20 protein-coding genes, 1 tRNA gene and 1 pseudogene are annotated in these 26,429 nt (G+C 71.8%); 15 read left to right on the top strand and 7 right to left on the bottom strand.

Features of this window, described 5'->3' with window-relative positions:
- Positions 1–86 precede the first annotated feature (86 nt).
- Together LNW71_RS27245 and LNW71_RS27250 are read left to right on the top strand one after the other, a co-directional pair.
- Complete coding sequence (locus LNW71_RS27245; RefSeq protein ID WP_250970624.1) at positions 87–1,172, top strand: S-(hydroxymethyl)mycothiol dehydrogenase; 1,086 nt, start codon at positions 87–89, stop codon at positions 1,170–1,172.
- Positions 1,172–1,801 (top strand): MBL fold metallo-hydrolase, encoded by a 630-nt coding sequence (locus LNW71_RS27250; protein ID WP_250970625.1) that lies wholly within the window; start codon positions 1,172–1,174, stop codon positions 1,799–1,801. The genes LNW71_RS27245 and LNW71_RS27250 overlap by 1 nt, the downstream gene beginning before the upstream one ends.
- A gap of 84 nt (positions 1,802–1,885) precedes the next feature.
- Here the strand turns inward: LNW71_RS27250 and LNW71_RS27255 are convergent, their stop codons facing one another.
- Complete coding sequence (locus LNW71_RS27255; protein ID WP_250970626.1) at positions 1,886–2,821, bottom strand: pseudouridine synthase; 936 nt, start codon at positions 2,819–2,821, stop codon at positions 1,886–1,888.
- Between the two features lie 258 nt (positions 2,822–3,079).
- Between LNW71_RS27255 and LNW71_RS27260 the strand changes: the two genes are divergently transcribed.
- Positions 3,080–4,144 (top strand): rhamnogalacturonan acetylesterase, encoded by a 1,065-nt coding sequence (locus tag LNW71_RS27260; protein WP_250970627.1) that lies wholly within the window; start codon positions 3,080–3,082, stop codon positions 4,142–4,144.
- A gap of 88 nt (positions 4,145–4,232) precedes the next feature.
- Here LNW71_RS27260 and LNW71_RS27265 read toward each other — a convergent pair whose 3' ends face one another.
- Positions 4,233–7,118, bottom strand: coding sequence for a glycoside hydrolase family 2 TIM barrel-domain containing protein (locus tag LNW71_RS27265; RefSeq protein WP_250970628.1), 2,886 nt, complete (start codon positions 7,116–7,118; stop codon positions 4,233–4,235).
- Positions 7,119–7,431: 313 nt separating this feature from the next.
- Between LNW71_RS27265 and LNW71_RS27270 the strand changes: the two genes are divergently transcribed.
- Positions 7,432–8,997, top strand: a complete 1,566-nt coding sequence (locus LNW71_RS27270) for an oleate hydratase (protein ID WP_250970629.1) — start codon at positions 7,432–7,434, stop codon at positions 8,995–8,997.
- 113 nt (positions 8,998–9,110) lie between these two features.
- Here LNW71_RS27270 and LNW71_RS27275 read toward each other — a convergent pair.
- Positions 9,111–9,195 (bottom strand) — tRNA-Leu (locus tag LNW71_RS27275).
- 183 nt (positions 9,196–9,378) lie between these two features.
- Here LNW71_RS27275 and LNW71_RS27280 point away from each other — a divergent pair.
- From LNW71_RS27280 to LNW71_RS27290, 3 genes are all read left to right on the top strand, one after another.
- A complete protein-coding gene (locus LNW71_RS27280; protein WP_250970630.1) occupies positions 9,379–10,713 on the top strand; it encodes a M20/M25/M40 family metallo-hydrolase in 1,335 nt (444 codons plus the stop codon).
- Positions 10,714–10,874: 161 nt separating this feature from the next.
- Positions 10,875–11,108, top strand: a complete 234-nt coding sequence (gene chpH, locus LNW71_RS27285) for a chaplin ChpH (RefSeq protein WP_123528131.1) — start codon at positions 10,875–10,877, stop codon at positions 11,106–11,108.
- A 137-nt stretch (positions 11,109–11,245) separates the two neighbouring features.
- Complete coding sequence (locus LNW71_RS27290; RefSeq protein ID WP_250970631.1) at positions 11,246–12,028, top strand: chaplin; 783 nt, start codon at positions 11,246–11,248, stop codon at positions 12,026–12,028.
- A gap of 67 nt (positions 12,029–12,095) precedes the next feature.
- Here LNW71_RS27290 and LNW71_RS27295 read toward each other — a convergent pair whose 3' ends face one another.
- Positions 12,096–12,284, bottom strand: a complete 189-nt coding sequence (locus LNW71_RS27295; protein ID WP_250970632.1) for a DUF5703 family protein — start codon at positions 12,282–12,284, stop codon at positions 12,096–12,098.
- 47 nt (positions 12,285–12,331) lie between these two features.
- On the opposite strand from LNW71_RS27295, the gene LNW71_RS27300 reads away from it, so the two are divergent.
- Positions 12,332–12,991: a hypothetical protein gene (locus LNW71_RS27300; RefSeq protein WP_250970633.1), complete on the top strand. Its 660-nt coding sequence runs from the start codon at positions 12,332–12,334 to the stop codon at positions 12,989–12,991.
- Positions 12,992–13,056: 65 nt separating this feature from the next.
- Here the strand turns inward: LNW71_RS27300 and LNW71_RS27305 are convergent.
- Positions 13,057–15,290: pseudogene (locus LNW71_RS27305) on the bottom strand (helix-hairpin-helix domain-containing protein).
- The gene (locus LNW71_RS27310) at positions 15,287–16,270 is read right to left on the bottom strand and encodes an aldo/keto reductase (protein ID WP_250970634.1); all 984 of its coding nucleotides are present in this window, start codon (positions 16,268–16,270) and stop codon (positions 15,287–15,289) included. Before LNW71_RS27310 ends, LNW71_RS27305 begins: the two are co-directional and overlap by 4 nt.
- Positions 16,271–16,410: 140 nt before the next feature.
- Here LNW71_RS27310 and LNW71_RS27315 point away from each other — a divergent pair, with 140 nt between their 5' ends.
- On the top strand, positions 16,411–17,460 hold the full coding sequence (locus LNW71_RS27315; protein WP_250970635.1) for an LLM class F420-dependent oxidoreductase: 1,050 nt from the start codon (positions 16,411–16,413) through the stop codon (positions 17,458–17,460).
- Between the two features lie 255 nt (positions 17,461–17,715).
- A complete protein-coding gene (locus tag LNW71_RS27320; RefSeq protein WP_250970636.1) occupies positions 17,716–18,504 on the top strand; it encodes a ferritin-like domain-containing protein in 789 nt (262 codons plus the stop codon).
- Between the two features lie 27 nt (positions 18,505–18,531).
- On the opposite strand, the gene corA is transcribed toward LNW71_RS27320, so the two are convergent.
- Positions 18,532–19,527 carry a magnesium/cobalt transporter CorA gene (gene corA, locus LNW71_RS27325; RefSeq protein WP_250970637.1) on the bottom strand — a complete coding sequence of 332 codons (996 nt, stop codon included), beginning with the start codon at positions 19,525–19,527 and terminating at the stop codon, positions 18,532–18,534.
- A gap of 59 nt (positions 19,528–19,586) precedes the next feature.
- Between corA and LNW71_RS27330 the strand changes: the two genes are divergently transcribed.
- The 5 genes from LNW71_RS27330 to LNW71_RS27350 all read left to right on the top strand — a co-directional run bounded on the left by LNW71_RS27330 (position 19,587) and on the right by LNW71_RS27350 (position 26,383).
- Positions 19,587–20,309 carry a histidine phosphatase family protein gene (locus LNW71_RS27330; RefSeq protein ID WP_250970638.1) on the top strand — a complete coding sequence of 241 codons (723 nt, stop codon included), beginning with the start codon at positions 19,587–19,589 and terminating at the stop codon, positions 20,307–20,309.
- Between the two features lie 105 nt (positions 20,310–20,414).
- A complete protein-coding gene (locus LNW71_RS27335) occupies positions 20,415–21,005 on the top strand; it encodes a DUF3090 domain-containing protein (protein ID WP_250970639.1) in 591 nt (196 codons plus the stop codon).
- Complete coding sequence (locus tag LNW71_RS27340; protein ID WP_250970640.1) at positions 20,969–21,808, top strand: SCO1664 family protein; 840 nt, start codon at positions 20,969–20,971, stop codon at positions 21,806–21,808. Before LNW71_RS27335 ends, LNW71_RS27340 begins: the two co-directional genes overlap by 37 nt.
- A 188-nt stretch (positions 21,809–21,996) precedes the next feature.
- Positions 21,997–23,226: a cysteine--1-D-myo-inosityl 2-amino-2-deoxy-alpha-D-glucopyranoside ligase gene (gene mshC / locus LNW71_RS27345; protein WP_250970641.1), complete on the top strand. Its 1,230-nt coding sequence runs from the start codon at positions 21,997–21,999 to the stop codon at positions 23,224–23,226.
- A gap of 109 nt (positions 23,227–23,335) precedes the next feature.
- Positions 23,336–26,383, top strand: coding sequence for an NPCBM/NEW2 domain-containing protein (locus tag LNW71_RS27350; RefSeq protein WP_250970642.1), 3,048 nt, complete (start codon positions 23,336–23,338; stop codon positions 26,381–26,383).
- The last annotated feature ends 46 nt before the right edge of the window (positions 26,384–26,429 follow it).

Raw genomic sequence — 26,429 nt, forward strand, 5'->3', positions numbered from 1 at the left:
CGGCGCGGCCGCCGTGACACCCTCGTACCGCGTACGGTTGTTCGCGATCGATCCGAAGGCAAAGTCGGGCAAGGGAGACCACGGGAATGGCGCAGCAGGTACAAGGGGTCATCGCACCGGGAAAGAACGAGCCGGTACGGGTCGAGACGATCGTGATTCCGGACCCCGGCCCCGGTGAGGCCGTGGTGAAGATCCAGGCGTGCGGGGTGTGCCACACGGATCTGCACTACAAGCAGGGCGGCATCAACGACGAGTTCCCCTTCCTCCTCGGCCACGAGGCCGCGGGCGTGGTGGAGTCCGTCGGCGAGGGCGTCACGGACGTCGAACCGGGCGACTTCGTCGTCCTCAACTGGCGCGCGGTGTGCGGACAGTGCCGCGCCTGTCTGCGCGGCCGGCCCTGGTACTGCTTCGACACCCACAACGCCCGGCGGAAGATGACCCTGCTGGACGGCACGGAGCTGTCGGCCGCCCTCGGCATCGGGGCCTTCGCGGAGAAGACCCTGGTCGCCTCCGGCCAGTGCACCAAGGTCGACCCGGAGGTCGCCCCGGCCGTCGCCGGCCTCCTCGGCTGCGGCGTGATGGCGGGCATCGGCGCCGCCATCAACACCGGCCAGGTCGGCCGCGGCGACTCGGTCGCGGTCATCGGCTGCGGCGGGGTGGGCGACGCCGCGATCGCGGGTGCCCGGCTGGCCGGAGCGGCGAAGATCATCGCTGTGGACATCGACGACCGCAAGCTGGAGACGGCGAAGAAGATGGGTGCCACGCACACCGTCAACTCCCGCAGCAGCGACCCGGTCGAGGCCATCCGCGCACTCACCGGCGGCAACGGCGCCGACGTCGTCATCGAGGCCGTCGGCCACCCGGAGACGTACAAGCAGGCGTTCTACGCCCGGGACCTGGCCGGCACCGTCGTCCTGGTCGGCGTCCCCACCCCGGAGATGAAGCTCGAACTCCCCCTCCTGGACGTCTTCGGCCGCGGCGGCTCGCTCAAGTCCTCCTGGTACGGCGACTGCCTGCCCTCCCGCGACTTCCCGATGCTCATCGACCTGCACCAGCAGGGCCGGATCGATCTCGGCGCGTTCGTCACCGAGACCATCGGACTCGGGGACGTCGAGCAGGCCTTCGCCCGGATGCACGACGGCGACGTGCTGCGCTCGGTGGTGGTCTTCTGATGGCCGTCCGCATCGATCACCTCGTCACCTCCGGCACCTTCGCCCTCGACGGCGGCGAATGGGACGTCGACAACAACGTCTGGATCGTCGGCGACGACACGGAGGCGGTCGTCATCGACGCCGCCCACGACGCCGCCGCCATCGAGGCCGCGCTGAACGGCCGTACGCTGCGCGCCATCATCTGCACGCACGCGCACAACGACCACATCGACGCGGCGCCCGCGCTCGCCGACGCCACCGGCGCGCCGGTCCTGCTCCACGCCGACGACCTGCCGCTGTGGAAGCAGACCCACCCGGACCGGTCCCCGGACGGCGAACTGACCGACGGCCAGGAGCTGCGGATCGCCGGCACGACGCTCAAGGTCCTGCACACCCCCGGTCATGCCCCGGGCGCCGTCTGCCTGTACGCCCCCGAGCTGTCCACCGTCTTCACCGGTGACACGCTCTTCCAGGGCGGCCCCGGAGCCACCGGGCGGTCGTTCTCGCACTTCCCGACGATCGTCGCTTCGATCAGGGACCGGCTGCTCGCCCTGGCCCCGGAGACCGCCGTCCGCACCGGGCACGGCGACTCCACGACCATCGGTGCCGAGGCCCCGCACCTGGACGAGTGGATCGCCCGCGGTCACTGAGGCGCCGAGGGCCTCGTTTGGATCATGCCGGGCTCGCGTGCCCCGGCGCCGCATCCTGATCCGGCCTGATCCGAACGAGAGGCTCTAGTCAGGCGGCCACGCGGAGAGCCGCAGCCCGCTCTCGAAGCGGCGCGGCTCTCCCGTGACCGGATCGGTGAACTCAAGCACCCGTGCCAGCAGTTGGAGCGGGCGCGACCAGTCGTCCGGTGCGCCGTCCGCCTCGACCACGGGGTAGACCGGATCATGGACGAGCGGCAGTCCCAGGCTGTTCATGTGGACCCGCAGCTGGTGCGTGCGCCCGGTGGCGGGCAGCAGCCGGTAGCGGCCCAGTCCCTCCCGCCGCTCCACCAGCTCGATCCGGCTCTCGCTGTTCGGCTCGCCCGGCTCCTCACGGGCGGCGATCACCCCGCGCTCCTTCACGATGCGGCTGCGCACGGTCACCGGGAGGACCAGCCGGGGGTCGTACGGCGCCACCGCCTCGTACTCCTTGCTGACGAGGCGGTCCCGGAACAGCGTCTGGTACGCGCCCCGTTCCCCGGGCCGGACGACGAACAGGACGAGTCCCGCGGTCAGCCGGTCGAGCCGGTGCGCGGGCTGCAGCAGGGGGAGCCCCAGCTCTCGGCGGAGCCGGGCCACGGCCGTCTCGGTGATGTGCCGGCCGCGCGGCGTCGTCGCCAGGAAGTGCGGCTTGTCCGCGATGACCAGGTGCTCGTCGCGGTGGACGACACCGACCGGGAAGGGCACCGGCTCCTCCGGCGCGAAGTCCCGGTGGAACCAGAGGTACTGCCCCGCCTCGTAGGGCTCGTGACCCGTCACCGCTGACCGCGCCGAAACGAACCGGCCCCCGGCGAGCATGGCGTCGACCCGCTCCGCGCCGATCGCGCCGGCGAACCGCGTCAGCAGGTGGTCGCGGACCGTCGGCCACCGCCCGTCCGGATCCTCCGGCAGCCGCAACCGGACCGGATCGACTCCGTCGCGCTGCGGCAGCGGCGACGGCGGAGGCTTCGCGCGGCCCCTCACCGGGGCCCGCCGTCCGGTCCGGCCGGCCCCGGGATGCTGGTTCTCATGGTGCCGGGAATCCTTCCACAGGAACGGAGCCCCACGGGCCGCTCACGCCGCACCCCGGAGGGGGCTCGCGGCAGGTGGGGCCTGAAAGGATTCAACACCGGGGATCCGGGGGTAGAAAGCGCTTGCGGTACGAGCGTCGCGCGGCTCGCCGGCCGCACGACGCCCCCACACCGCAGTGCGCCGCACCCGCATCCACCAAGGAGTCCAGCAATGCCTGCTGTACGCAGAACCGGCCCCGCCCTGCTGGCCGCACTGGCGGCCGTAACCGCCCTTGCCGCGCCCGCCGTCGCGGCCCCGCAGCCCTCCCCGGTGGCACATGACGAGGCTGCCGCCGCCTGTACGGGCACCGCACCCGTAGTCTGCCACTTCGACGTGGCTCCGGGCACCTACCGGGTCACCGCCCTCATCGGCGGGGCCACACAGGGCCGCACGACGGTCACCGCCGAGACCCGGCGCACCGTGCTCGGCGAGACACCGACCGCCGCCCGCCGCCCGGTGGTCCGCACCTTCACGGTCAACGTGCGCGAGCCCGAGGGTGAGCCCACCGGGGCGACGGGTTCGTCCGGTCTCGACCTCACCTTCGGCGGCCCGGCGCCCCTTCTCGCGGGCCTCCAACTCGCCCCGGCCGCCCGCACCCCGCAGCTGTTCCTGATCGGTGACTCCACCGTCTGCGATCAGCTCGGGGCCCCTTACACGGGCTGGGGCCAGGAGCTCCCGCAGTATCTCCGGGCCGGCGTATCGGTCGCCAACTACGCAGACTCGGGCGAGAGTTCACAGACCTACCTCGACCAGCCCCAGCTGTTCCCAACGGTCCGCCCGCTGATCCGCCGGGGCGACACCGTGCTCATCCAGCTGGCCCACAACGACAAGGAGACGACCGAGGCCGCCTACCGCGCCAACCTCACCACCATGATCGAAGCGATCCGCGCCGAGGGCGGCCGGCCCGTCCTGGTCACTCCGGTCGTCCGCCGCTGGTTCAACGCCGACGGCACACTGGACAACGGCACCGCCCTGCTGGTCAACGGACTCGGAGTCGACCTGCCTGCGCAGATCCGCTCACTGGCCACGGAGCACGACGTCCCGCTCATCGACCTCACGGCGCTCACCCGCCGGCGGGTCGAGGAACTCGGCCCCGACGGCTCCAAGGCGCTCTACCTCACCGACGAGAAGCGCGACAACACGCACACCTCCGAGCGGGGAGCCACGGAGTACGCGGCCATGGTGCGCGACGCCTTGCGCGGCGGGCACCTGCTGCCGGGGCGCCTGTTCCGTTGATCCCCGCGCCCTGGTCCCTGACCGCTACCGCTGACCGCTACCGCTGACCGCGCCCCCGCCCCGGCACCACCGGGGCGGGGGCGGGGCGTCAGCCCACCGCTGAGAAGACGAACGAGAACTCCGCCGGGGCCGCGTCGAGCCGGTGTTCCGGCAGTACGCCCGGCCCGCACGACTGCGATCCGATGCCCTGCACCGCATGGTCCAGGTTGACCCAGACGCGCTCCCCGGCCGCCAGGTCCGGCAGGTGCTCCGCCGCGTCCAGTTGCTCGCTCGTCCAGCGCCGCGCGGTGAACCAGAACGGCGTGCCGCCCTCGGCCCGCAGCCCCGCACCGCTGCCGTCCGTCAGTTCGGCCCACCGGACGTCGGCCCGCGCGCCGTTCTCCTGCGGCCTGACGTACGGGGTCTGCAGCGCGTCCACGTCCAGCTGCCAGAGCCCGAGCATCGCGGCGGCCCTGGTGTCCGGGTACGCCTCACCGGGGCCGCCGCCGAACCACCTCGCCCCGCCGTACGCGGCGGGCAGCCCGAGCCGGATGCCGAGCCGGGGCAGCGGCACCTGCCAGTCGCCCTCCGGCACCACGGACACCGTGAGCCCGAGCCGGTCCCCGGCCGCGGTCCACCGGTATGTGGTCCGAAGCCCCAGATCCCACCCGGCCGGCGCCACCCAGGTCCGTACGGTCAGGGCGTCATGCCCGGCCTCGACCGCGTCGACGCGGTGCTGCATCCGGTGCAGCCCCAGTTCCCGCCACCGCAGCCCGTACCGCTCGTCCGGCTGCCACGGCGCACCGTTGTCGTTGTCGGTGGGTGCCCGCCACACATCCAGCCGCAGCGCCTCCACCGCGACGTCCCCCACGCGCACCGGCGCCCCGGTCGCGGCATCGAAGACGCCGGGCCCGAGTGTGATCACGCCCTCGCTCCGCACCGGACTCGCGCCGGACGCCGCAGTGGGCGCGGCCGGTGCGCCGGTCTCCACCTGGCCCCAGGCCACCACGTGGCCGCGGTCGGCCCAGGCGGTGTCCTCGGTGAGCACCGCCCGCACGGTCCAGAGGCCGTCCCCGGGCGCGTGCGCCACCACCTCGGCCGACGCGCCGGGCGCCAGGTCCGGCACCGCGAGGGTGCCCGAGGCGACGGTTGCGCCCGCGACCTCGTGCGACCACACGAAGTCCAGGTGCGCCAGTCCCGCGAAGTCGTACCCGTTGGTGACCGTGAAGGCGCCCGCCGAGGAACCCGGAGCGATCCGCACCGGCTCGATGACCTTCTTGTACTCGACGAGTCCGGGGGAGGGGGTGCGGTCCGGGAAGAGCAGGCCGTCACAGACGAAGTTGCCGTCGTGCAGCTCCTCGCCGAAGTCCCCGCCGTAGGCGAAGCCATGCTCGGGATGGGCCAGACCGTGGTCGATCCACTCCCAGACGAAGCCGCCCTGGCAGCGTTCGTACCGCTCGAAGAGCCGCTGGTACTCGCTGAGTCCGCCCGGCCCGTTCCCCATGGCGTGCCCGTACTCGCACATGAGGAACGGCATGGCGCGCCGCCCGGCGTCGAGCTCCGCATCGGCCCACGGCTCCTCGGCCCGCTTGCCGATGAGCTCGACCTCGGCGTGCGTGGGATACATCCGTGAGTACAGGTCGACGTCCTTGCAGGACAGATCGCCCTCGTAGTGCAGCAGCCGCTCCGGGTCCCGCCCCCGGATCCACTCGGCCATCGCGGTCAGGCCGCGGCCCGAACCGCACTCGTTGCCCAGCGACCAGATGATCACCGAGGCGTGGTTCTTGTCCCGCTCGACCATCCGGGCCGCCCGGTCGAGCAGCGCGGGGGTCCACCGCTCGTCGTCGACCGGGTTGTTGCGCCACTCCAGGTCGACAAAGCCATGTGTCTCCAGATCGCATTCGTCGATCACCCAGAGCCCGAGCTCGTCGCACAGGTCCAGGAAGGCGGGGTGCGGCGGATAGTGGCTGGTCCGAACGGCGTTGATGTTGTGCTGCTTCATCAGCACCAGGTCGCGCCGCATGGTCGGCGCGTCGACGGTGCGGCCGGTCTCCGGGTGGAACTCGTGCCGGTTCACCCCGCGGAAGAGCAGCCGCCGCCCGTTGACCTTGATGACGCCGTCCTCGACCGCGACGGTACGGAAGCCGATCCGCAGCGCGATGCGTTCGCCGGGTGTCACCAGTTCGGCGTCGTACAGCCGGGGGCTCTCGGCGCTCCAGGGCTCGACAGGCAGGGTCACCGGCTCGCCCGCCGGGGCGTCGACGCCCAGTTCGGGCACGAGGATCCGCCCCGGCGCGCCGTCGCACTCCACGCGCAGCGTCCCGGAGCCGTCCCGGTGGTCGTATCCGGCGTGCACGAAGAAGTCGCGTGGCGAGCCCTGCGGCCGGTGCAGCAGCGTCACCTCGCGGAAGATTCCCGGCAGCCACCACTGGTCCTGGTCCTCGAGGTAGCTCCCCGACGACCACGCGTGCACCCGCACGGCCAGCACGTTCTCGCCGGCGCGCAGCAACTGGCCCACGGCGAACTCGTGCGGCAGGCGCGATCCCTTGAAGTCACCCAGTTCCTGGCCGTTGAGCCAGACCCGCGCGCACGACTCCACCCCGTCGAACCGGAGCACCGTCCCGCCGTCCTCCGGCCAGCCCGCGGGCAGCGTGAACGTCCGCAGATGGTCGCCGGTCGGATTCGCGCTCGGCACCCGCGGCGGATCGACGGGGAAGGGATAGACGACATTCGTGTACGCGGGGGCGCCACCGGCTCCCTGGAGCACCCAGTGGCCCGGTACCGCGACCGTTCCCCATGCCGAGGCGTCGAAGCCGGCGCGCGCGAAGGACTCGTCCTCACTGCCGGCGCCGGGCGACAGCCGGAAGGCCCACTCGCCGTCCAGGGACGCGCGCCTCGCGTCGGACGCGGCGTACCAGGACCGCGGCGCGAGCCCGCCCGATCCCGGACTCCTGTCCTCGTACCAGGGCAGCGGGTCTGTGTCGGTGCGGCTCATGGGTCTCCTCGGTCGGTGGCGCCCGTCTCACGAGTGGACGTTAGTCAGGGCTGAACCGTTTCAACAAGGGGTGGTGGCGGCACGGACGGTGACGAGGTGCGCCCGGGGCCGGCGATCCGGTCCATGGGTGCCGAGCCGGCCCGCCTCAGCCGCCTCGCCCTCGCCGGGCCCTCGGTCCCGCAGGCGGATTGCACCCGCTGTACCTAATGTCGGATCCGGCGGCGACCGATGGCCGCGACGACCCGACGGACAGCGACAGCCGCAGGTCCCGGGCGGTGGACAGCAGGAAACCCGTTCGAAAGGAAGGCCTCTCGTGGCGAAGGCGTACTTGGTGGGCAGTGGGATCGCGTCCCTGGCGGCGGCGGCATTCCTCATCCGTGAAGGCGGGTTCGAGGGCCAGGACATCGTGATCCTGGAGGAGCAGGACCGGGAGGGCGGCAGCCTGGACGCGGCCGGCACACCCGGGACCGGCTACACGATGCGCGGCGGCCGCATGTTCGAGATCCACTTCGACTGCACCTACGACCTGCTCTCCTCGGTCCCGTCGCTGGACGACCCGTCGAAGTCGGTGACCGAGGACACCTTCGCCTTCCACGAGGACTTCGCCTGGGACGACCATGCCCGGCTGGTCGACGCCGAGGGCCGGATCATCGACGCGCACGCCATGACGTTCTCGGAGCGGGACCGCCTCGAACTGATCAGATGCGTGGCCACGCCGGAGAGCCACCTCGACGGCAAGCGCATCGCCGATCTCTTCCACCCGGAGTTCTTCGCCACCAACTTCTGGGCGATGTGGTGCACCACCTTCGCGTTCGAGCCCTGGCACAGTGCCATCGAGTTCCGCCGCTACCTCAACCGGTTCGTGCACCTGTTCAAGACCTTCGACAGCATGTCGGGGATCTACCGCACCCGGTTCAACCAGTTCGACTCGATCGTCCGGCCGCTGCTGAAGTGGCTGACCGGCCGCGGCGTGCACATCCAGCTCGGGACCCGGGTGAGCGACCTGCGGCTGGCCGCGGGCGAGGCCCTCACCGTCGAGGCGATCACCTGCGAGCGCGGCGGGCGGTCCGAGGAGACCGCTCTCGAAGCCGGTGACCTCGTCATGGTGACGAACGGATCGATGACGGCCGACTCCACCCTGGGGTCCACCACCGCCGCCCCCGTCCTGGACACCACCTCGGCCACCGGCGCGTGGCAGCTGTGGGAGACCCTCGCCGCCAGGCGGCCCGGCCTGGGCAACCCCGCCGCCTTCCACTCCACCCCCGGTGACTCCACCTGGGAGTCGTTCACCGTCACCACCCGCAACCCCCGCTTCTTCGAGCAGATGGAGAAGTTCAGCGGCAGCGAGGCGGGCAAGGGCGGGCTGATCACCTTCAAGGACTCGAACTGGCTGCTGACCATCGTCCTCAACCACCAGCCGCACTTCCGCGACCAGCCCGAGGACACGTTCGTGTGGTGGGGCTACGCCCTGTTCCCCGACAAGGACGGCGACTTCGTCAAGAAGCCGATGTCGCGGTGCACCGGCCGCGAGATCCTGGACGAGGTGCTCCAGCACCTGCGGCTGGAGGAGCGTGCGGAGCTGCTGGACGACGCGCTCGTGATCCCCGCGCTCATGCCCTACATCACCAGCCAGTTCCTGGTCCGCAAGGCCGGGGACCGCCCGCAGGTCGTCCCCGCGGGATCCACCAACCTCGCCTTCATCGGCCAGTACGCCGAGGTGCCCGACGACGTCGTCTTCACCGTCGAGTACTCCGTCCGCACCGCCTGGACCGCGGTGGCCCGGCTCCTGGGGCTCGACAGGCAGCCGCCGCCGGTCTTCAAGGGCGGACACGACCCCAAGATCCTCATCGAGGCCCTTGAGACCCTCCACCGGCAGTAACGCCTCCCGCCCGGCGGCTGATGACCTACGGGGAGCTCGGGGAGCTCGGGGAGCTCGGGGGCCGCGCAACGCGAAGTGCCGACCAGGATCTCTCCTGATCGGCACTTTCTCTGTGTCCGAGGGGGGACTTGAACCCCCACGCCCGATAAAGGGCACTAGCACCTCAAGCTAGCGCGTCTGCCATTCCGCCACCCGGACAAGGTGTCTGTCTCGCGGGCCCGGCCCGTTCCGACGTGGAAAACCATAGCAAACATTGGGAGGTGCTCGATCACGCCCCGGTCTGTGTGAAGGCCGCATGACGACAGGTGGGTGGCCTTGGGTGTGCGGGCCCGGCGCGGGAGGATGAGGGGGAGCACCACAGCGACAGTGGAAGGAACCAGCGTGAGCGAGACCAGAGCGGCCCGGACCGGCTCGGGCGAGAGTGCCGAGAACGAGGTCGTGGACCTCTGTCGTGATCTCATCCGGATCGACACCAGCAACTACGGGGACCACTCGGGGCCGGGTGAGCGGCTGGCAGCCGAGTACGTGGCGGAGAAGCTCTCGGAGGTCGGGCTCGAGCCGCAGATCTTCGAGTCCCACAAGGGCCGCGCCTCCACGGTGGCGCGGATCGAGGGTGAGGACTCCTCCAAGCCGGCCCTGCTGATCCACGGCCACACCGATGTCGTCCCGGCGAACGCCCACGACTGGACGCATCACCCCTTCTCGGGAGAGATCGCGGACGGCTGTGTGTGGGGCCGGGGCGCGGTCGACATGAAGGACATGGACGCGATGACCCTCGCGGTCGTGCGCGAGCGGATGCGCAGCGGCCGCAAGCCCCCGCGGGACATCGTGCTCGCCTTCCTCGCGGACGAGGAGGCGGGCGGTACGTACGGGGCGCGGTACCTCGTCGACAAGCACCCCGGCCTCTTCGAGGGCGTCACCGAGGCGATCGGCGAGGTCGGCGGCTTCTCCTTCACGGTCAACGAGAACCTGCGGCTCTATCTCGTCGAGACCGCCCAGAAGGGCATGCACTGGATGCGGCTGACCGTGGACGGCACGGCCGGGCACGGCTCCATGACCAACGACGACAACGCGATCACCGAGCTGTGCGAGGCGGTCGGCCGGCTCGGTCGGCACACCTGGCCGGTGCGGGTCACCAAGACCGTGCGGTCCTTCCTGGACGAGCTGTCCGACGCGCTCGGCACCCCGCTGGACCCGGAGGACATGGACGCGACGCTGGCCAAGCTGGGCGGCATCGCCAAGATGGTCGGCGCCACCCTGCGCAACTCCGCGGCCCCCACCATGCTGGGCGCCGGATACAAGGTGAACGTGATCCCGGGCCAGGCCACCGCCCATGTCGACGGCCGGTTCCTGCCGGGGTACGAGCAGGAGTTCCTGACCGACCTCGACCGGATCCTCGGCCCGCGCGTCAAGCGCGAGGACGTGCACGGCGACAAGGCGCTGGAGACCGATTTCGACGGCTCCCTCGTCGACGCGATGCAGATCGCGCTCAAGGCGGAGGACCCGATCGCCCGCGCGGTGCCGTACATGCTCTCCGGTGGCACGGACGCCAAGTCCTTCGACGACCTGGGTATCCGCTGCTTCGGATTCGCCCCGCTGAAGCTCCCGCCGGAGCTCGACTTCGCGGGCATGTTCCACGGCGTGGACGAGCGGGTGCCGGTCGACGGCCTGAAATTCGGCGTCCGGGTACTCGACCGCTTCATCGACCACAGCTGACACCGCCGATACCGCCGACACACCGCCGAGATATTCGACTGTGTGTACGTACATGACCGGAACGAGTGAAAGGGGTGTCCTGCTCGTAGCCCGGTTACTTCTTCCTCGTTACAGGTGATGCGGTCCGCGGCTGGGACCGCATTTGCCAACTAGGAGGAATAATGATCAAGAAGATCGTCGCCGCTGCGGCTGTCACCGGTGGTCTGGTGCTCGCGGGTGCCGGCATGGCCGTCGCCGACTCGGGCGCCCAGGGTGCCGCCATCGGCAGCCCCGGCGTGCTCTCGGGCAACGTCGTTCAGGTTCCCGTCCACGTTCCCGTGAACGTGTGCGGCAACACGATCTCCGTGATCGGGCTGCTGAACCCCGCCTTCGGCAACACCTGCGTCAACGCCTGACGTATGCGTCAACCCGCAAGGGTTTGAGCCCGGTCGGCCCCGGAGCACCTGCCATGTGCTCTGGGGCCGTCGGGTCCTTTGCCTCCGTACGGTCAAGTCCGGAGGTATTCCGGAAGGTAGAAGGCAGGAAACAACCTATGCGACAGGTCACGCGTAAAGGCCTGATCACCATGGCGGCAGCGGGCGGCGTGCTCGCGCTCAGTGGCGGTTACGCGCACGCCGACGCGGGAGCGTCCGGCGGCGCATCGAATTCCCCGGGGGTGCTTTCTGGGAATTCGGTACAGATTCCGGTCGAGGTACCGGTCAACGTATGCGGCAACTCCGTGAGCGTCGTCGGACTGCTCAACCCGACCGCGGGAAATGCCTGCGGAAACGGTTCGGAAGGTGCCGTGGCCGGCCGTTCCGGATCGACTGCCGGCAAGTCCGGCAGCCACGCCGCGCCCGGCCGGACCTCCGGCAGCCGCGCCACGCACGACCGCGGCCAGGGGGCGCAGGCAGGCACCGGGAAGCACCGGGCAGTCGGCAGCGACAACGGCGGCGGGGCAACGGCGCAGGGGTACGCGCAGGGCTCGCCCGGTCTGCTCTCGGGCAACCAGCTCCAGGTGCCCATCGACATCCCCGTGAATGCCTGCGGGAACAGCGTCACCATCGGTGGCCTGCTGAACCCCAGCCTCGGCAACTCGTGCGAGAACGACAGCACGCCGCCGGTGGACGTTCCGGTCACCCCGGTCCACGAGGCACCCCCGGCACCCGGGCCGCGCCACATCCCGAACGCGCCGGAGCCGCAGAGCGTGCCGGAGACCACTCCGCAGCTCGCACACACCGGCTCGGGCGGGCTCGACCTGCTGATCCCGGCGAGCGCGGGCCTGCTGCTGGCAGGCGCGGGCACGGTTCTCTACCGCCGCGGCAGGGCCGCCTAGGGACGACGGCACCGGAAGGCAGCACGGCGAAGGGAGGGGGCCCCGCGACAGCGGGGCCTTCTCCGTCTCACCAGGTGGCCCGCAACTGGCGGATGATCCGCCTGCGCAACCGCACCCGCCGACTGCCGTCGCGGCGCAGCGACAGCCGGTCCAACTCCCAGTGCCCGTACTCGGCATGGTCGGTCAGCAGGCGGGTCGTCTCCTTCCGGGACACCCCGCGCGGCACGTACACGTCGACAAATTCGTATTCCGGCATCGCATCTATTGTGCGGGCAGAGCCCGTGTACGGATAGCGTCTGCCCTATGTCTGATGCTGCGCAGCCATCCGCTGCCGAGGTACGCGCCGCCGCCGATGCGGTCAAGGTCGCGCTCGACCGCCACCTCGAGGCGGTCGAACGCCGGTCGGGGGACGACGACCCCGCTGTTTACGACGCGTTCAACGCACTGGCCGCTGCGGCCGAGGTCTATGACGAACTGCTCTACGACCGCCATGACGAGGTCACCCCGTTCGAGATCCCGGGGGCGGCGGACGCGCTGCCGCCCTACAGCGGTCCCGAGGAGCCGAACGCGCTCAGTGTGCTGATCCGCCGCGACTACGCGGTGGTGGAGCCGCAGCGGCTGCTCGCACAGGCCCAGCGCCTTGCCGACCTGGACCCCGACGACCGCGGCGGCGAGGGCACGGCGGTGGTCGGCACCAGCGTCCATGCGGCCCTCGGCGTGCTCTTCGGGGAGTACGAGGCGGACGAGATCGCCTCGCGGCACACGGAGTTCGGTCTTGAGGAGGGCGACTCCACGCTCTGGGTCGCGGCGGCGGAGGAGCTGCCGGAGCCCGGGGAGTGGCTGGGCGCGCCGTTCGACGACGCGGACCCGCAACTGGTGGTCTGCCGGTTCGATGTCAGTGCGGTTTTCGACGAGGACGATCTGGACGAGGAACTGGACGGCCTGGCCCGGGACAGCTCCTGACCTGTCCCCGGTGACACGGCCTGGGGCCGGGCGGATGCACGACGCATCCGCCCGGCCCTTCGGCATCACCCCTCGGACGCCTCCAGCAACGTGCGCAGCCGGGTGGTGCGGTCCTGCGAGGGGGACTGGGCGACTGCGCGCGGCAGTGCCTGATCGACCCCGTGCACCACCGACAGGTGGCGCTCACCGCGGCCGAAGGCGGTGTAGACCCAGGGACGGCTGAGCCCCTGAGCCGCGTCACCGGGCAGTACGACCACCACCGCGGGCCACCGCATGCCGGCCGCCTGATGGGCGCTGAGCGCCCAGGCGTGGCGCACGGACGACTCCACCCGCTCCTGCGGCACGACGACCGGGGTACCCGCACAGTCCAGGTGCAGGCCCTCCGCGTCGGCCGAGACGACCACACCGGGCACGGTCCTGCCGGGCGCGGGGACATGCGCGATCCGGTCGCCCGGGTCGAAGCCGCCGAAGCGGCCGGGGCCGGGGTTCAGCCGCTGCTTGAGCGCTTCGTTCAGCGCCCGGGTGCCTGCCGAGCCGCCGTGGCCGACCGTGATGACCTGGGTGTCGGACGACGGCACACCGATGGCGCGCGGCACCGAGTCGGCGACCAGCTGCACCGTGCGGTGCACCGCCTCGCCCGCGTCACGCACGGGGACGATCACGACCTCCTTGCCCGGGGCCGCCACCTGGTTCAGCTCCCCGATGCCGATGCCGGAGACCAGCTCGCCGATCGGGCCCGGATCCGGCGTACGGGAGACGATCTGCGGGCACGCACGGGCGGCCAGCACATCGCCGAACACCCGCCCCGCACCGGCCGAACCCAGCACCCCCGGATCGCCGCTGAGCACCAGGCGGGTCCCGTCGGCGAGGGACTCCACGAGCATGGCGCCGGCCTCCACGTCGAGCTGCGGGGCGTCCAGCACCACCAGCAGGTCGACGGCGACGGCCCCCTCCTCGTCCCGTCCGGGGCCCTCCGCGCCGGAGAGCAGTCCGGCGAGCGTGACGGCCGCCGACGGGTCGCCGACCGCCTCGGCCAGCCGCTGCCTGCCGTCCACGCTGTGGGTGGCGCCCAGCGCCCGCAGACCGAGTCCGCTCGCCGCGGCGATCAGGGCGGCGGGCTCGGCCCTGGCCGCCTCGCCGCCGGTGTGCACGACCAGGCCGTGGGCGGCGGCCGTACGGATCAGCTCGGCGGCCGAGGGGGAGGGCGCGGAGGAGGCGGCGTCCGACCAGTCGGCGTCCTTCTCGCAGGCGTTGACCAGCCGGGCCAGTCCGTCGGCGAGGCTCTCCTCCGCCAGCGCGTACCGGTCCAGGCCGAGGAAGACCTGCACCGGCTCGCGGTCGGCACCGGGCTGCGCGTCCTCGTCGGCGGCGCCGCCTTCGGCGCCCTCCGCCGGCTCTTCGCCCTCCTCGTCCTCGGGGCCGTCCTGGAAGACCAGGGCCACGCCCTCGGCGACGGCGTGCTGCACGGCCGCGTCCGGGTCGGTCACCGCGCGTCCGGCGAGCGCCGTCCGCACGTCCGCCGCGTCCAGTGCGGTGTGGCCCTGCAGCGCGGCGCGCTCCAGCAGCCAGCCGACCAGGGCCGCGGTACGCCGCTCGTCGTCGGGCCCGCAGTCGGCCCCCAGCAGTGCCCGGGCGAAGCCGTCGGCCTGCTCCGGCCCGACGCCGGGAAGGGCGAGCAGCTGCCAGGGGTCCGCACGCAGGACGTCGGCGGCCTGTGCGCCGAGTGTCCCGGCGGCCGGACCGGCCAGGGTCTCGGGAGCCCCGCCCTGGGTGAGAACGGCAGCCACGGCGGCGACCGCCTCGGGCGGCGCGCCCTCGGGTGCGCGGGCCGCCTCCGGGGCGCGCACCGGCGCCGCCGCGGGGGCGGTCCGGCGGGGGCGGCGGGAGCGGGGGAGTCGAAGAACGCGGCGCCCGGCTTCTCGCCGCTCTCCACGGCGCGCACGGCCGCCAGCAGATCGGCGGCCGGCCCGCTCAGTTTCGTACCGGCCGGGATCGGGCCCTCCTTCTCGGCCTTGCGCTTCTCGATCCGCTCCCGCAGCTCGCGCTGGGCGGCCAGCTCGGCCTCGGCCTCGGAGGGCTGCGCGGCAGCGGCGGCGTCGCCTTCCTTCGCCGCGTCCGCGTCCGCGCCCGCCACGGCTTCGTCCGTCCCGGCGGCCGGTTCCTCCTCCGCACTCCCGTCGTCGGCCGTGGCGGTGGTCTCCTCGGCAGGAGCGGGCGCGGTGGCGGGGGCGTCCGCGGCCACGCTGTCGTCGTCGGTGGCCGAGGGGCCGGGGGATTCCCCCCGGGGAAGCGCAGTCACAGCGTGCTCCAGTCCTGGTCCGGATAGCGGTGCACGGGCGCCGACACATCGTCGAGCGCCTGGCAGATCTCGTCAGGAAGACTAAGCGCCTCCACTGACAAAGCCTCCGCGAGCTGGTTCGCGTTGCGCGCGCCGACGATCGGGGCCACCACTCCCGGCCGGTCCCGCACCCAGGCCAGGGCCACCTGCAGCGCCGTCGTGGCCAGCCCGTCGGCCGCGGTCGCCACGGCGTCCACGATGCGGCTCGCCGGGTCGTCGAGATACGGCTCGACGAAGGGGGCCAGCAGTTCGGAGGCGCCGCGCGAGTCCGCCGGGGTGCCGGTGCGGTACTTGGCGGTCAGCACCCCCCGGCCCAGCGGCGAGGACGGCAGCAGCCCCACACCGAGGTCGAGGGCGGCCGGCAGCACCTCGCGCTCCACCCCCCGCTGCAGCAGCGAGTACTCCATCTGCGTACTGGCGAGCCGGGTCCGCACACCGGGCGAGGCGAGCTGCCAGGTCGCGGCCTTGGCCAGCTGCCAGCCGCAGAAGTTCGACACGCCCGCGTAGCGGGCCCGGCCGCTGGACACGGCCAGGTCCAGTGCCTGGAGCGTCTCGTCGAGGGGGGTCGCCGGGTCGAAGGCGTGCACCTGCCACAGGTCGACGTAGTCCGTGCCGAGCCGGGCGAGCGAGGCGTCGAGGGCGGCCAGCAGGTGTCCGCGTGAACCGTTGAACCTGCGGTACGGGTCCGGCACGCTGCCGGCCTTGGTCGCGATGACCAGATCGCGCCGCGGCACCAGGCCCTCCACGAGCCGCCCGAGCAGGTACTCGGCCTCGCCGCCGCCGTACACGTCCGCGGTGTCGACCAGGGTGCCGCCCACCTCCCAGAACGCCTTCAGCTGCTCGGCAGCGTCGTGCTCGTCGGTGTCCCGGCCCCAGGTGAGGGTGCCGAGCCCGATCCGGGACACTCGTAGGCCGGTGCGGCCGAGATGCCTCTGCTCCATGGGCGCTGAGATTACTGGCCGCGACCCCGGTCGGCGCAGGCCTGTGGACAACCGGGGCGCGGGTGGCCCCTGCCGCATCCCGTTGCCGCGCGCTAGAGTCCGGGGCACAGGGACGTTACTGATCAGTAAGGGGAGCGGCTATGCGGCTCGGCATCAATCTCGGTTACTGGGGCGCGGGAATGGACGGGGACAACCTCGCCGTCGCGCAGGAGGCCGACCGGCTCGGCTACGACGTCTGCTGGGCGGCCGAGGCGTACGGCTCCGACGCGCCGACCGTGCTGACCTGGGTCGCGGCCCAGACCGAGTCCATCGACGTCGGCTCCGCGATCATGCAGATCCCGGCCCGTCAGCCGGCCATGACGGCGATGACGGCGGCCACTCTCGACTCGCTGTCCGGCGGCCGGTTCCGGCTCGGCCTCGGCGTCTCGGGACCGCAGGTCTCCGAGGGCTGGTACGGCGTCAAGTTCGACAAGCCGCTGGCCCGCACCCGGGAGTACGTCGAGATCGTCCGCAGGGCGATGACCCGCGAGCGGCTGTCCTACGAGGGGCAGCACTGGACGCTCCCGCTGCCGGACGGGCCGGGCAAGCCGATCAAGCTGACCATCCACCCGCAGCGCGAGCACATCCCGCTGTACATCGCCGCGATCGGTCCGAAGAACCTGGAGCAGACCGGCGAGATCGCCGACGGCGCCCTGCTGATCTTCCCGTCCGCCGACCACCTGGAGGACACCGCGGTGAGGCACCTGCGGGCGGGCCGGGAGAAGGCAGGCAAGACCATGGAGGGCTTCGACGTCTGTCCGACCCTGCCGCTGGCCGTCGGCGACGACGTCAAGGGCCTCGCCGACATGTTCCGCCCGTACACCGCCCTGTACGTCGGCGGCATGGGCAGCCCCAAGCAGAACTTCTACAACCAGCTCGCCCAGCGCATGGGTTACGAGAAGGAAGCCGCCGAGATCCAGGAGAAGTACCTGTCCGGCGACAAGAGCGGTGCGGCCGCCGCCGTGCCGCACCAGCTGATCGACCAGACCACGCTCCTGGGGTCGGTGGAGCGGATCGCCGACCGGATGCAGGCGTACGCGGCCGCGGGCGTCACCACCCTGACCCTGGCCCCGGCCGGCTTCACGCTCGACGAGCGGATCGCCGCGCTGCGGGCCGGCACGGACGCGCTGGAGCGGGCCGGGCTCGCCTGAGGGCCGTCCTGGGCCGCTCGCGGCAGCACTACGGCCGTGGTGGGGGCTCGGGGGCCTCCCCGCCACGGCCGTCACGCGGAACAACGCGGTCGGGGGCCGTTGAGTTACGGGGCATGTGCGGAAACGGTTCGCCAGTGCGGGGCCCCGGTCCGGGCGGAGTCCTCGTTCGGCCCAGTCGCGGGGCCCTCCTGTTGCCCGCCGGAGCCGGGCGCATTTGACTGTCGCTCGGCGGAAGCCGGTACGGAGGTGGCAGTGATGCTCTCGGCCAAGAGTCTGTTCCAGGAGATCCTCGACGACGACGAGTCGTTCCGGCTGTTCTGTTCCATCGCCGCGGGCGGCGAGTCCCAGGGAGGCTGGGAGAACGGCCGCATCGCGGCCCTCGTGCCCGCCGGCCAGCGCGCGCTGGCCCCGAAGATCGCCCGGCACGGCGCCGACGAGGACAAGCACGGACGGATCTTCGACGCCCTGCTGAGGAAGCGCGGCCTGGCGCCCGTCGAGGTCCCGCACGAGACCGACTACACGATGCTGCTGGAGAAGTACGGCATCGGCCTCGCCCACGAGCAGCTGGAGCGCGAGGAACCGCTCACCGAGCGCGACATCATCACCTACCTCGCCCACAGCCGGGTGACCGAGCAGCGCGCCTCCGAGCAGATGCGGCTGCTGCGGAAGTACTTCGCCGACCACCCCGACCTGGGCCGCGCGGTGAAGATGATCTCGAACGACGAGGACAACCACCTGGCCTACTGCCACGAGGAGCTGCTGCGCTTCGCCCGGGCGGGACACGGCCGCACGATCCAGCACATCCTGCGCGAGTGCGCGCTCGGCGAGATCCGGGTGTACCGCGACGTCAGCCTCGCGGTGATGGACCACATGGGCCGCATCCTGAGCTGGCCGCGCTCCAGGGCCGCGGCGCTGGCCGCGGGCATCCACGCCGTCTACGCGTACGAGCGCCTCGTGGGCTGGCGGCGCATGGTGAGCCTGGCGCTGCCCGAGCGGCGCGACGCGCTCGGCGGGCCGCCCGTGCCGGCGCCCGAGTACGCCTGAGCCCGCCCTGGCCGGCTCACCGTCCGGTCAGAGCCAGCCGCGGCGCTTGAACTGGCGGTGCAGGCCGAAGACCGCCCCGGCCATCAGCACGATCACCACCGGGTAGGACCACGTCCAGGTCAGCTCCGGCATGTGGTCGAAGTTCATCCCGTAGATCCCCGCGACCATGGTCGGCACCGCGGCCATGGCCGCCCACGCCGAGATCTTGCGCATGTCGTCGTTCTGCCGCACGCCCATCTGGGCGAGGTGCGCGGACAGGATGTCGGAGAGCAGCCTGTCCAGCCCCTCCACCTGCTCGTTGGCGCGCGTCAGGTGGTCCTGGACGTCCCGGAAGAACGGCTGCGAGTGCTCGTGGACGAACGGCACCCCCGCGCTCGCCAGCCGGGCCATCGGCGCGCCCAGCGGCACGGTCGCCCGGCGGAACTCCAGGACCTGGCGCTTGAAGGTGTAGATGCGGGCCGCGGTGTTCTTGGAGTCGCCGTTGGCGTTCGGGGCGAAGACCTGCGTCTCCAGCTCCTCCAGGTCGACCTGGAGCTCGCCCGCGACATCGATGTAGTGGTCCACGACCGCGTCGCTGACCGCGTACAGCACCGCGGTGGGCCCGTGCTTGAGCACATCGGCCTCGGCCTCCAGCCGACGGCGTACGGCGGCCAGCGGCGCAGCCTCGCCGTGCCGGACCGTCACGACGAACGAGTCGCCGATGAACACCATGAGCTCGTCCGCGCTGACGGTGTCGCTGTCGTGGTCGTAGACGACCGGTTTGATCACCGCGAACAGCGAGTCGTCGTACACCTCCAGCTTCGGCCGCTGGTGCGCGGCCAGCGCGTCCTCCACCGCCAGCGGGTGCAGCCCGAACTCGCTGCTGACCAGCTCGAACTCCTTCTCCGTGGGCTCGTGCAACCCGATCCACAGGAACGCGTCACCTGTGGCCCGCGCCTCGTCGAGGGCATCGGAGAAGTCGGCGGGGCCGTCGGTGCGGCGCCCGTCCCGGTAGATGGCGCAGTCCACAATCACGGCGCGCATTCTGCCCTGCCCCGGTCCCCGGCGCATCTTTGCGCGGGCGTCCGCCTACGCTGGCCGGTATGCCCACCCTGATCCTCGTACGCCATGGACGCTCCACCGCCAACACGGCCGGGGTGCTCGCGGGCCGGACCCCCGGCGTCGCGCTCGACGAACGCGGCACCGAGCAGGCCGCGGCGCTGCCCGGACGGCTGGCCGCGCTGCCCCTCGCCGCAGCCGTCAGCAGCCCCCTGCAGCGCTGTCGGGAGACCCTGCAGCCGCTGCTCGACGCCCGGCCGGACCTGCCGCTGCACACCGAGGAGCGGATCAGCGAGTGCGACTACGGCGACTGGTCGGGCCGCAAGCTCGCCGAACTCGTCGACGAGCCGCTGATGACGGTCGTGCAGCAGCACCCCTCGGCGGCGGCGTTCCCCGGCGGCGAGTCCATGAGGGCGATGCAGGCACGCGCCGTCGACGCGGTGCGGCACTGGAACGCGACGGTCGAGGCCGAGCACGGCGAGAACGCCGTCTACGTGATGTGCTCGCACGGCGACATCATCAAGTCCCTTGTCGCCGACGCGCTCGGCATGCATCTTGACCTCTTCCAGCGGATCCACGCCGACCCGTGTTCGGTCACCGCGATCCGCTACACCAGGCTCCGGCCGTTCCTGCTGCGGCTGGGTGACACGGGCGACCTCGCCCCCCTGGCGCCGCGCGAAACGGGCCCGGACACGGACGCCGGGGCGGATGCGGCAGCCGGCGGGGAAGGGGACGCGGCGGTCGGGGGCGGCGCTGGGGCACCGTGATCGCTCGGCGCAGTAGGGTGGACGCTCCGTAGGCGCCTTTCCGGGAGGACTCTCCCGGGCCACGGCCCACCCTCACCCGCCGTCAATTTTCAAGGGAGACAGGACGTGTCCCGTCAGGTGTTCCTCTACGACCCCCCGGACCGTTTCGTGGCCGGTACGGTCGGGCTGCCTGGACGTCGTACGTTCTTCCTGCAGGCATCCTCAGGCGGACGTGTCACCAGCGTTGCCCTGGAGAAGACCCAAGTCGCCGCGCTCGCCGAGCGGGTCGACGAACTGCTCGACGAAGTCGTCCGGCGTACCGGCGGCAATTCCCCGGTGCCCGCCGTGGCCCCGATGGACGTCACCGACTCCGCTCCGCTCGACGTCCCCGTCGAGGAGGAGTTCCGGGTCGGCACGATGGCGCTCGCCTGGGACGGCGAGGAACAGCGCATGATCGTCGAGGCGCAGGCCCTGGTCGAGCTGGACGCGGACTCCGTCGAGGATCTCGCGGAGGCCGAGGAGCGGCTGCTGCAGGACGAGGAGAACGGCCCGCCGATGCTCCGGGTCCGGCTCAGCGGAGCGCAGGCCCGGGCCTTCGCCAAACGCGCCCTGGACGTCGTGAACGCCGGCCGCCCGCCGTGCCCGCTGTGCAGCCTCCCGCTCGATCCGGAAGGACACGTATGCCCCCGGCAGAACGGATACCGCCGCGGGGCGTGACCGACGCCGAGCAGATCACGTTGCTCGGCGAGGGGCAGCTCACCGTCCTCGGCCAGGTCCGCGGCGCGTCCAACGCGGTGCTGTACTGCTCGGTCGCGCACGAAGGCCGCGAGGCGCACTGCGTCTACAAGCCGGTGGCCGGCGAACAGCCCTTGTGGGACTTCCCCGACGGCACGCTCGCCCAGCGCGAGGTGGCCGCGTACGAGGTCTCCGAGGCGACGGGATGGGGCCTGGTGCCGCCGACCGTGCTGCGTGACGGTCCGTACGGCCAGGGCATGTGCCAGCTGTGGATCGAGGCGGCGCCGCAGGAGGAGGACGGCTCCGGCCTGCTCGCGCTCGTCGAGGACGAGGAGCCGGGCGAGGGCTGGAAGGCCGTGGCCCTCGCCGAGGTGGGCGAGGGGAAGACCGCCCTGCTGGTCCACGCGGACGACCCCCGGCTGCGGCGGCTCGCGGTGCTCGACGCGGTGATCAACAACGGCGACCGCAAGGGCGGACACCTGCTGCCCGCCCCGGACGGCCGGCTGTACGGCATCGATCACGGTGTCACCTTCAACGCCGACGACAAGCTGCGGACCCTGCTCTGGGGCTGGGCGGGCGAGCCGTTGCCGGCGGAGTCCGTCGAGGTGCTGGACCGCCTGGCCGGGGAGCTGGAGCCGGGTGCCACGCTGGTCACCCGGCTGGGGGAACTGATCACCGCGGCCGAGATCGAGGCGCTGCGGGCCCGGGTGGCGGGGCTCCGGTCCACAGGGCTGCACCGCGAGCCGGGCGAGGGGTGGCCGGCCATTCCGTGGCCGCCGGTGTAGGCGGGCCACCTCCGGCCAGGACTCCGGCGTTACTCCCGGACAGGACCCGGGGGGCGCCGGGCGGGGGACCGGGCAGCAGCCGGTGAGGAGGCGCAGACACCTTTCGCCGCCACGCGCAAGGGTGCCTCTTCGGACAGGATCCCCCCTCCGGTTCGTATCCGGAAGCCGCGTCCGGTTACGCTCATTGCATGCATGCCTGGCCCGCTTCTGAGGTCCCCGCCCTTCCTGGCAAGGGCCGCGACCTTCGGATCCACGACACCGCGACCGGCGGACGGATCACCCTTGACCCCGGTCCCGTCGCCCGCATCTATGTCTGCGGCATCACGCCGTACGACGCGACCCATATGGGTCATGCGGCGACTTACAACGCGTTCGACCTCGTTCAGCGCGTGTGGCTCGACACCAAGCGGCAGGTTCACTATGTCCAGAACGTGACCGACGTGGACGACCCGCTGCTGGAGCGGGCCGTGCGCGACGGCAAGGACTGGACCGAGCTCGCCGAGAGCGAGACGGCCCTGTTCCGCGAGGACATGACTGCCCTGCGCATGCTCCCGCCGCAGCACTACATCGGAGCCGTCGAGGCGATACCCGGCATCGTGCCGCTCGTCGAACGGCTCCGGGACGCGGGCGCCGCCTACGACCTCGACGGCGATGTGTACTTCTCCGTCGACACCGACCCGCACTTCGGCCAGGTGTCCAACCTCGACGCCGAGGCGATGCGGCTGCTCTCCGCCGAACGCGGCGGCGACCCGGAGCGCCCCGGCAAGAAGAACCCGCTCGACCCGATGCTCTGGATGGCAGCCCGCGAGGGCGAGCCGAGCTGGGACGGTGCCTCGCTCGGCGCCGGCCGGCCCGGCTGGCACATCGAGTGCGTCGCCATCGCCCTGGACCACCTCGGCATGGGCTTCGACGTCCAGGGCGGCGGCTCCGACCTCGCCTTCCCGCACCACGAGATGGGCGCCTCGCACGCCCAGGTGCTGACCGGTGAGCACCCGTTCGCCCAGGCGTACGTGCACGCCGGCATGGTCGCCCTCGACGGCGAGAAGATGTCCAAGTCGAAGGGCAACCTGGTCTTCGTCTCGGCGCTCCGCCGCGACGGCGTGGACCCGGCCGCGATCCGTCTCGCGCTGCTCTCGCACCACTACCGGTCCGACTGGGAGTGGACCGACCAGGTGCTGGCCGACGCGGTGGACCGTCTCGCGCGCTGGCGCGCCGCCGTCTCCCGGCCCGACGGGCTGTCCGCCGACGCCCTGGTCGAGGAGGTCCGCGAGGCCCTTGCCGACGACCTGGACACCCCGGCCGCCCTGGCCGCGGTGGACCGCTGGGCCGAGCGGCAGACCGCCGGAGGCGGCACGGACGAGGGGGCGCCGGGACTCGTCTCGCGTACCGTCGACGCGCTGCTCGGGGTCGCGCTCTAACTCCCCGCACGATTCCGCCCGTTCACCGGCCCCGAACTTCTTGATGAAGTTCGGGGCCGGTTCCGTTTTGTCCATGGTCAAATGCTCGATGCTGCGCTAAAAGCGCTCTATGCAATCATCAACGCGCATCAGAACGGCAGTAGTTGCAGCGCTGCTGGGACTGTTCGCCGCCCTCTCGGGACCGGGCAGCGCCCAGGCCGATCCCGCCGCCCCCGCCGGGTCGACGGTCGGTGACCTCACCGGCTTCTCGGCCGACGGCTCCGTCTACCACCTGCGGGCGGGGACCGCCGAGGCCCGCGTCAGTTTCGTGTCGGCCGAGACCTTCCGTATCGAACTCGCCCCGGACGGGAAGTTCTCCGACCCGGCAGGCGACAACATCGTGCTGCCCCAGGGAGCACCGCCCCGCACCCGGTGGAAGGAGCGGAGCGACCGCTACGACCTCTCCTCCGGCGACGTCACCCTGCGCGCCTACAAGTCACCGCTGCGGTTCGCCCTCTACCGGGCCGACGGGACCCAGGTGTGGTCCGAGGCCAAGGGGATCAGCTGGGACGGCGAGAAGACCACCCAGACCCTCGCCCGCGGCGCCGACGAGCAGTTCTACGGTGCCGGGATGCAGAACGGCCGCGGCAACACCTCGCACCGGGACAAGACCGTCGAGGTCGGCGTCGACTACGACTGGGACGACGGCGGCCACCCCAACTCGGTGCCGTTCTACCTCTCGTCGGCCGGGTACGGCGTGTTCCGCAACACCTTCGCGCCGGGCACCTACGCCTTCACCGACCCGGTGACCACCACCGCCCAGGAACAGCGCTTCGACGCCTACTACTTCGCCGGTGACAGCGCCAAGGACGTCATAGGCCAGTACACGAAGCTGACCGGCAAGCCGTTCCTGCCGCCGGTGTACGGCTTGGAGATGGGGGACTCCGACTGCTACCTCCACAACGCCAACCGCGGTGAGCGCCGCACCCTGGACTCGCTGAAGGTGGCCGACGGCTACGTCGAGAACGACATGCCGAACGGCTGGATGCTCGTCAACGACGGCTACGGCTGCGGCTACGAGGACCTCGCGGAGACCGCGAAGGGCCTGAAGGACCGCGACATGGAGCTCGGCCTGTGGACCGAGGACGGCATCGACAAGATCGCCGACCAGGTCAAGGCCGGCCAGCGCGTCGCCAAGCTGGACGTGGCCTGGGTCGGCGACGGCTACAAGTTCGCCCTGGACGGCTGCAAGGACGCGTACAAGGGCATCGAGGACAACAGCGACGCCCGTGGCTTCACCTACGCCCCGGAGAGCTGGTCGGGCGCGCAGCGCTGCGGCGTCCAGTGGTCCGGCGACCAGTACGGCACCTGGGACTACATCCGCTGGCAGATCCCGACCTACGCGGGCGCCACGATGTCCGGCCTGGCCTACACCACCGGCGACGTCGACGGCATCTTCGGCGGCAGCGCCAAGACGTACACCCGTGACCTCCAGTGGAAGATGTTCCTGGGGACCACGATGAGCATGGACGGCTGGGCGGCCAGCGACAAGCAGCCCTTCCGCTACGGGGAGCCGTACACCACCGTCAACCGCGACTACCTCAAGCTGAAGGAGTCGCTGCTGCCCTACCAGTACTCCTACGCCCACGAGGCGACGAAGACCGGGGTCGGCATGGTCCGCCCGCTGGTCCTGGAGTACCCGGACGACCCGAAGGCGGCGACGGACGCGGCGAAGTACGAGTTCATGTCGGGCGAGGACTTCCTCGTCGCCCCGGTCTACCAGGACAGCACCGAGCGCGACGGCATCTACCTGCCGAAGGGCACCTGGACCGACTACTGGAGCGGACGGACCTACCAGGGTCCGGTCACCGTCGACGACTACAGCGCCCCGCTCGACACTCTGCCGCTGTTCGTCAAGGGCGGCGCCGCGGTGCCGATGTGGCCGGGCATCCGCTCGTACAAGGACCGCACCGCCACCTCGCCGCTCGCCTGGGACATCTACCCGCAGGGCAACTCGTCCTTCACGATGTACGAGGACGACGGCGTGACCCGGCAGCACCGCGACGGTGCCTACGCCACCCAGACGGCCGACGTCCGGGCGCCTGCCAGGGGCGCGGGCGACGTCACCGTGAACATCGGTGAGAGCAAGGGGAAGTTCACCGGGAAGCAGAGCAGCCGCCCGTACGAGTTCAGTGTGCACACCGGCTCGGCGCCGGGCGCGGTGAAGCTCGCCGGGAAGCTGCCTCGGCTGGCGTCCGCCGCCGCGTACGCCTCGGCGAAGCAGGGCTGGTGGTACGACCGTGACGACCGCGGCGGCGTGGTGAAGATCAAGACCGCTCCGCTGTCCACCGGCAGGAAGTTCTCGGTGAAGCTGGAGGGCACCAGCGCGGTCGGCGGCCGCCACGCCGCGGCGACGGCCGCGCTCTCGGCGCCGCAGGGCCAGGAGATCGGGGCCGGCGCCCCGGGCACCGTCGCCGTCGACGTCACCGCGGGCAAGGCGGACGTGACGGACGCCGTGCTCTCGCTCGACGTGCCCGACGGCTGGCAGGTCACTCCCGCCGCGGCCGTGCAGCGGATCCCGGCGGGCACCACCCGGCGGGTCGAGGTGAAGGTCACCCCGGCGAAGGACGCCGAAGTGGGGGAGGCCCGGCTCACCGCGCTCGCCCGCTACCGGTCGGCGGGCGAGTCCCGCACGGCCGTCCAGCGGATCGCGGCCGCGGTGATGCCGCCGCCCCCCAGCGGTGAGACGTGGGCGAGCGACCTGGAGTGGCTGAGTTCGGCCAACGGCTACGGCCCGGCCGAGCGTGACCTCAGCAACGGCGAATCGGGCGCCGCCGACGGACACCCGCTCACGCTGGCCGGGAAGGTGTACGAGAAGGGGATCGGCACGCACGCCGACTCCGACATCGAGGTCTATCTCGGCGGCCACTGCTCGAAGTTCACCGCCGACGCCGGGATCGACGACGAGATCGCCGGCTACGGCGAAGTGGCGTTCTCCGTCGAGGCGGACGGCAAGGTGCTCTGGACCTCGGCGAAGGTGACGGGGGCGTCGGCGGCCGTACCGGTCGACGTGCCGCTCGACGGCGCCCGCCATGTGCGTCTGAAGGTCACGGACACCAATGCGTCCAAGACCGGCGACCACGGCGACTGGGGCGCGGCGCGCTTCACCTGCTCCTGATGTCCTGAATGCGGGAGGAGAAGCAGGGGAGCCGGGCGGGTGTCCA

Origin of the sequence: Streptomyces sp. RKAG290 (assembly GCF_023701695.1) — a bacterium.
Lineage (GTDB): Bacteria > Actinomycetota > Actinomycetes > Streptomycetales > Streptomycetaceae > Streptomyces.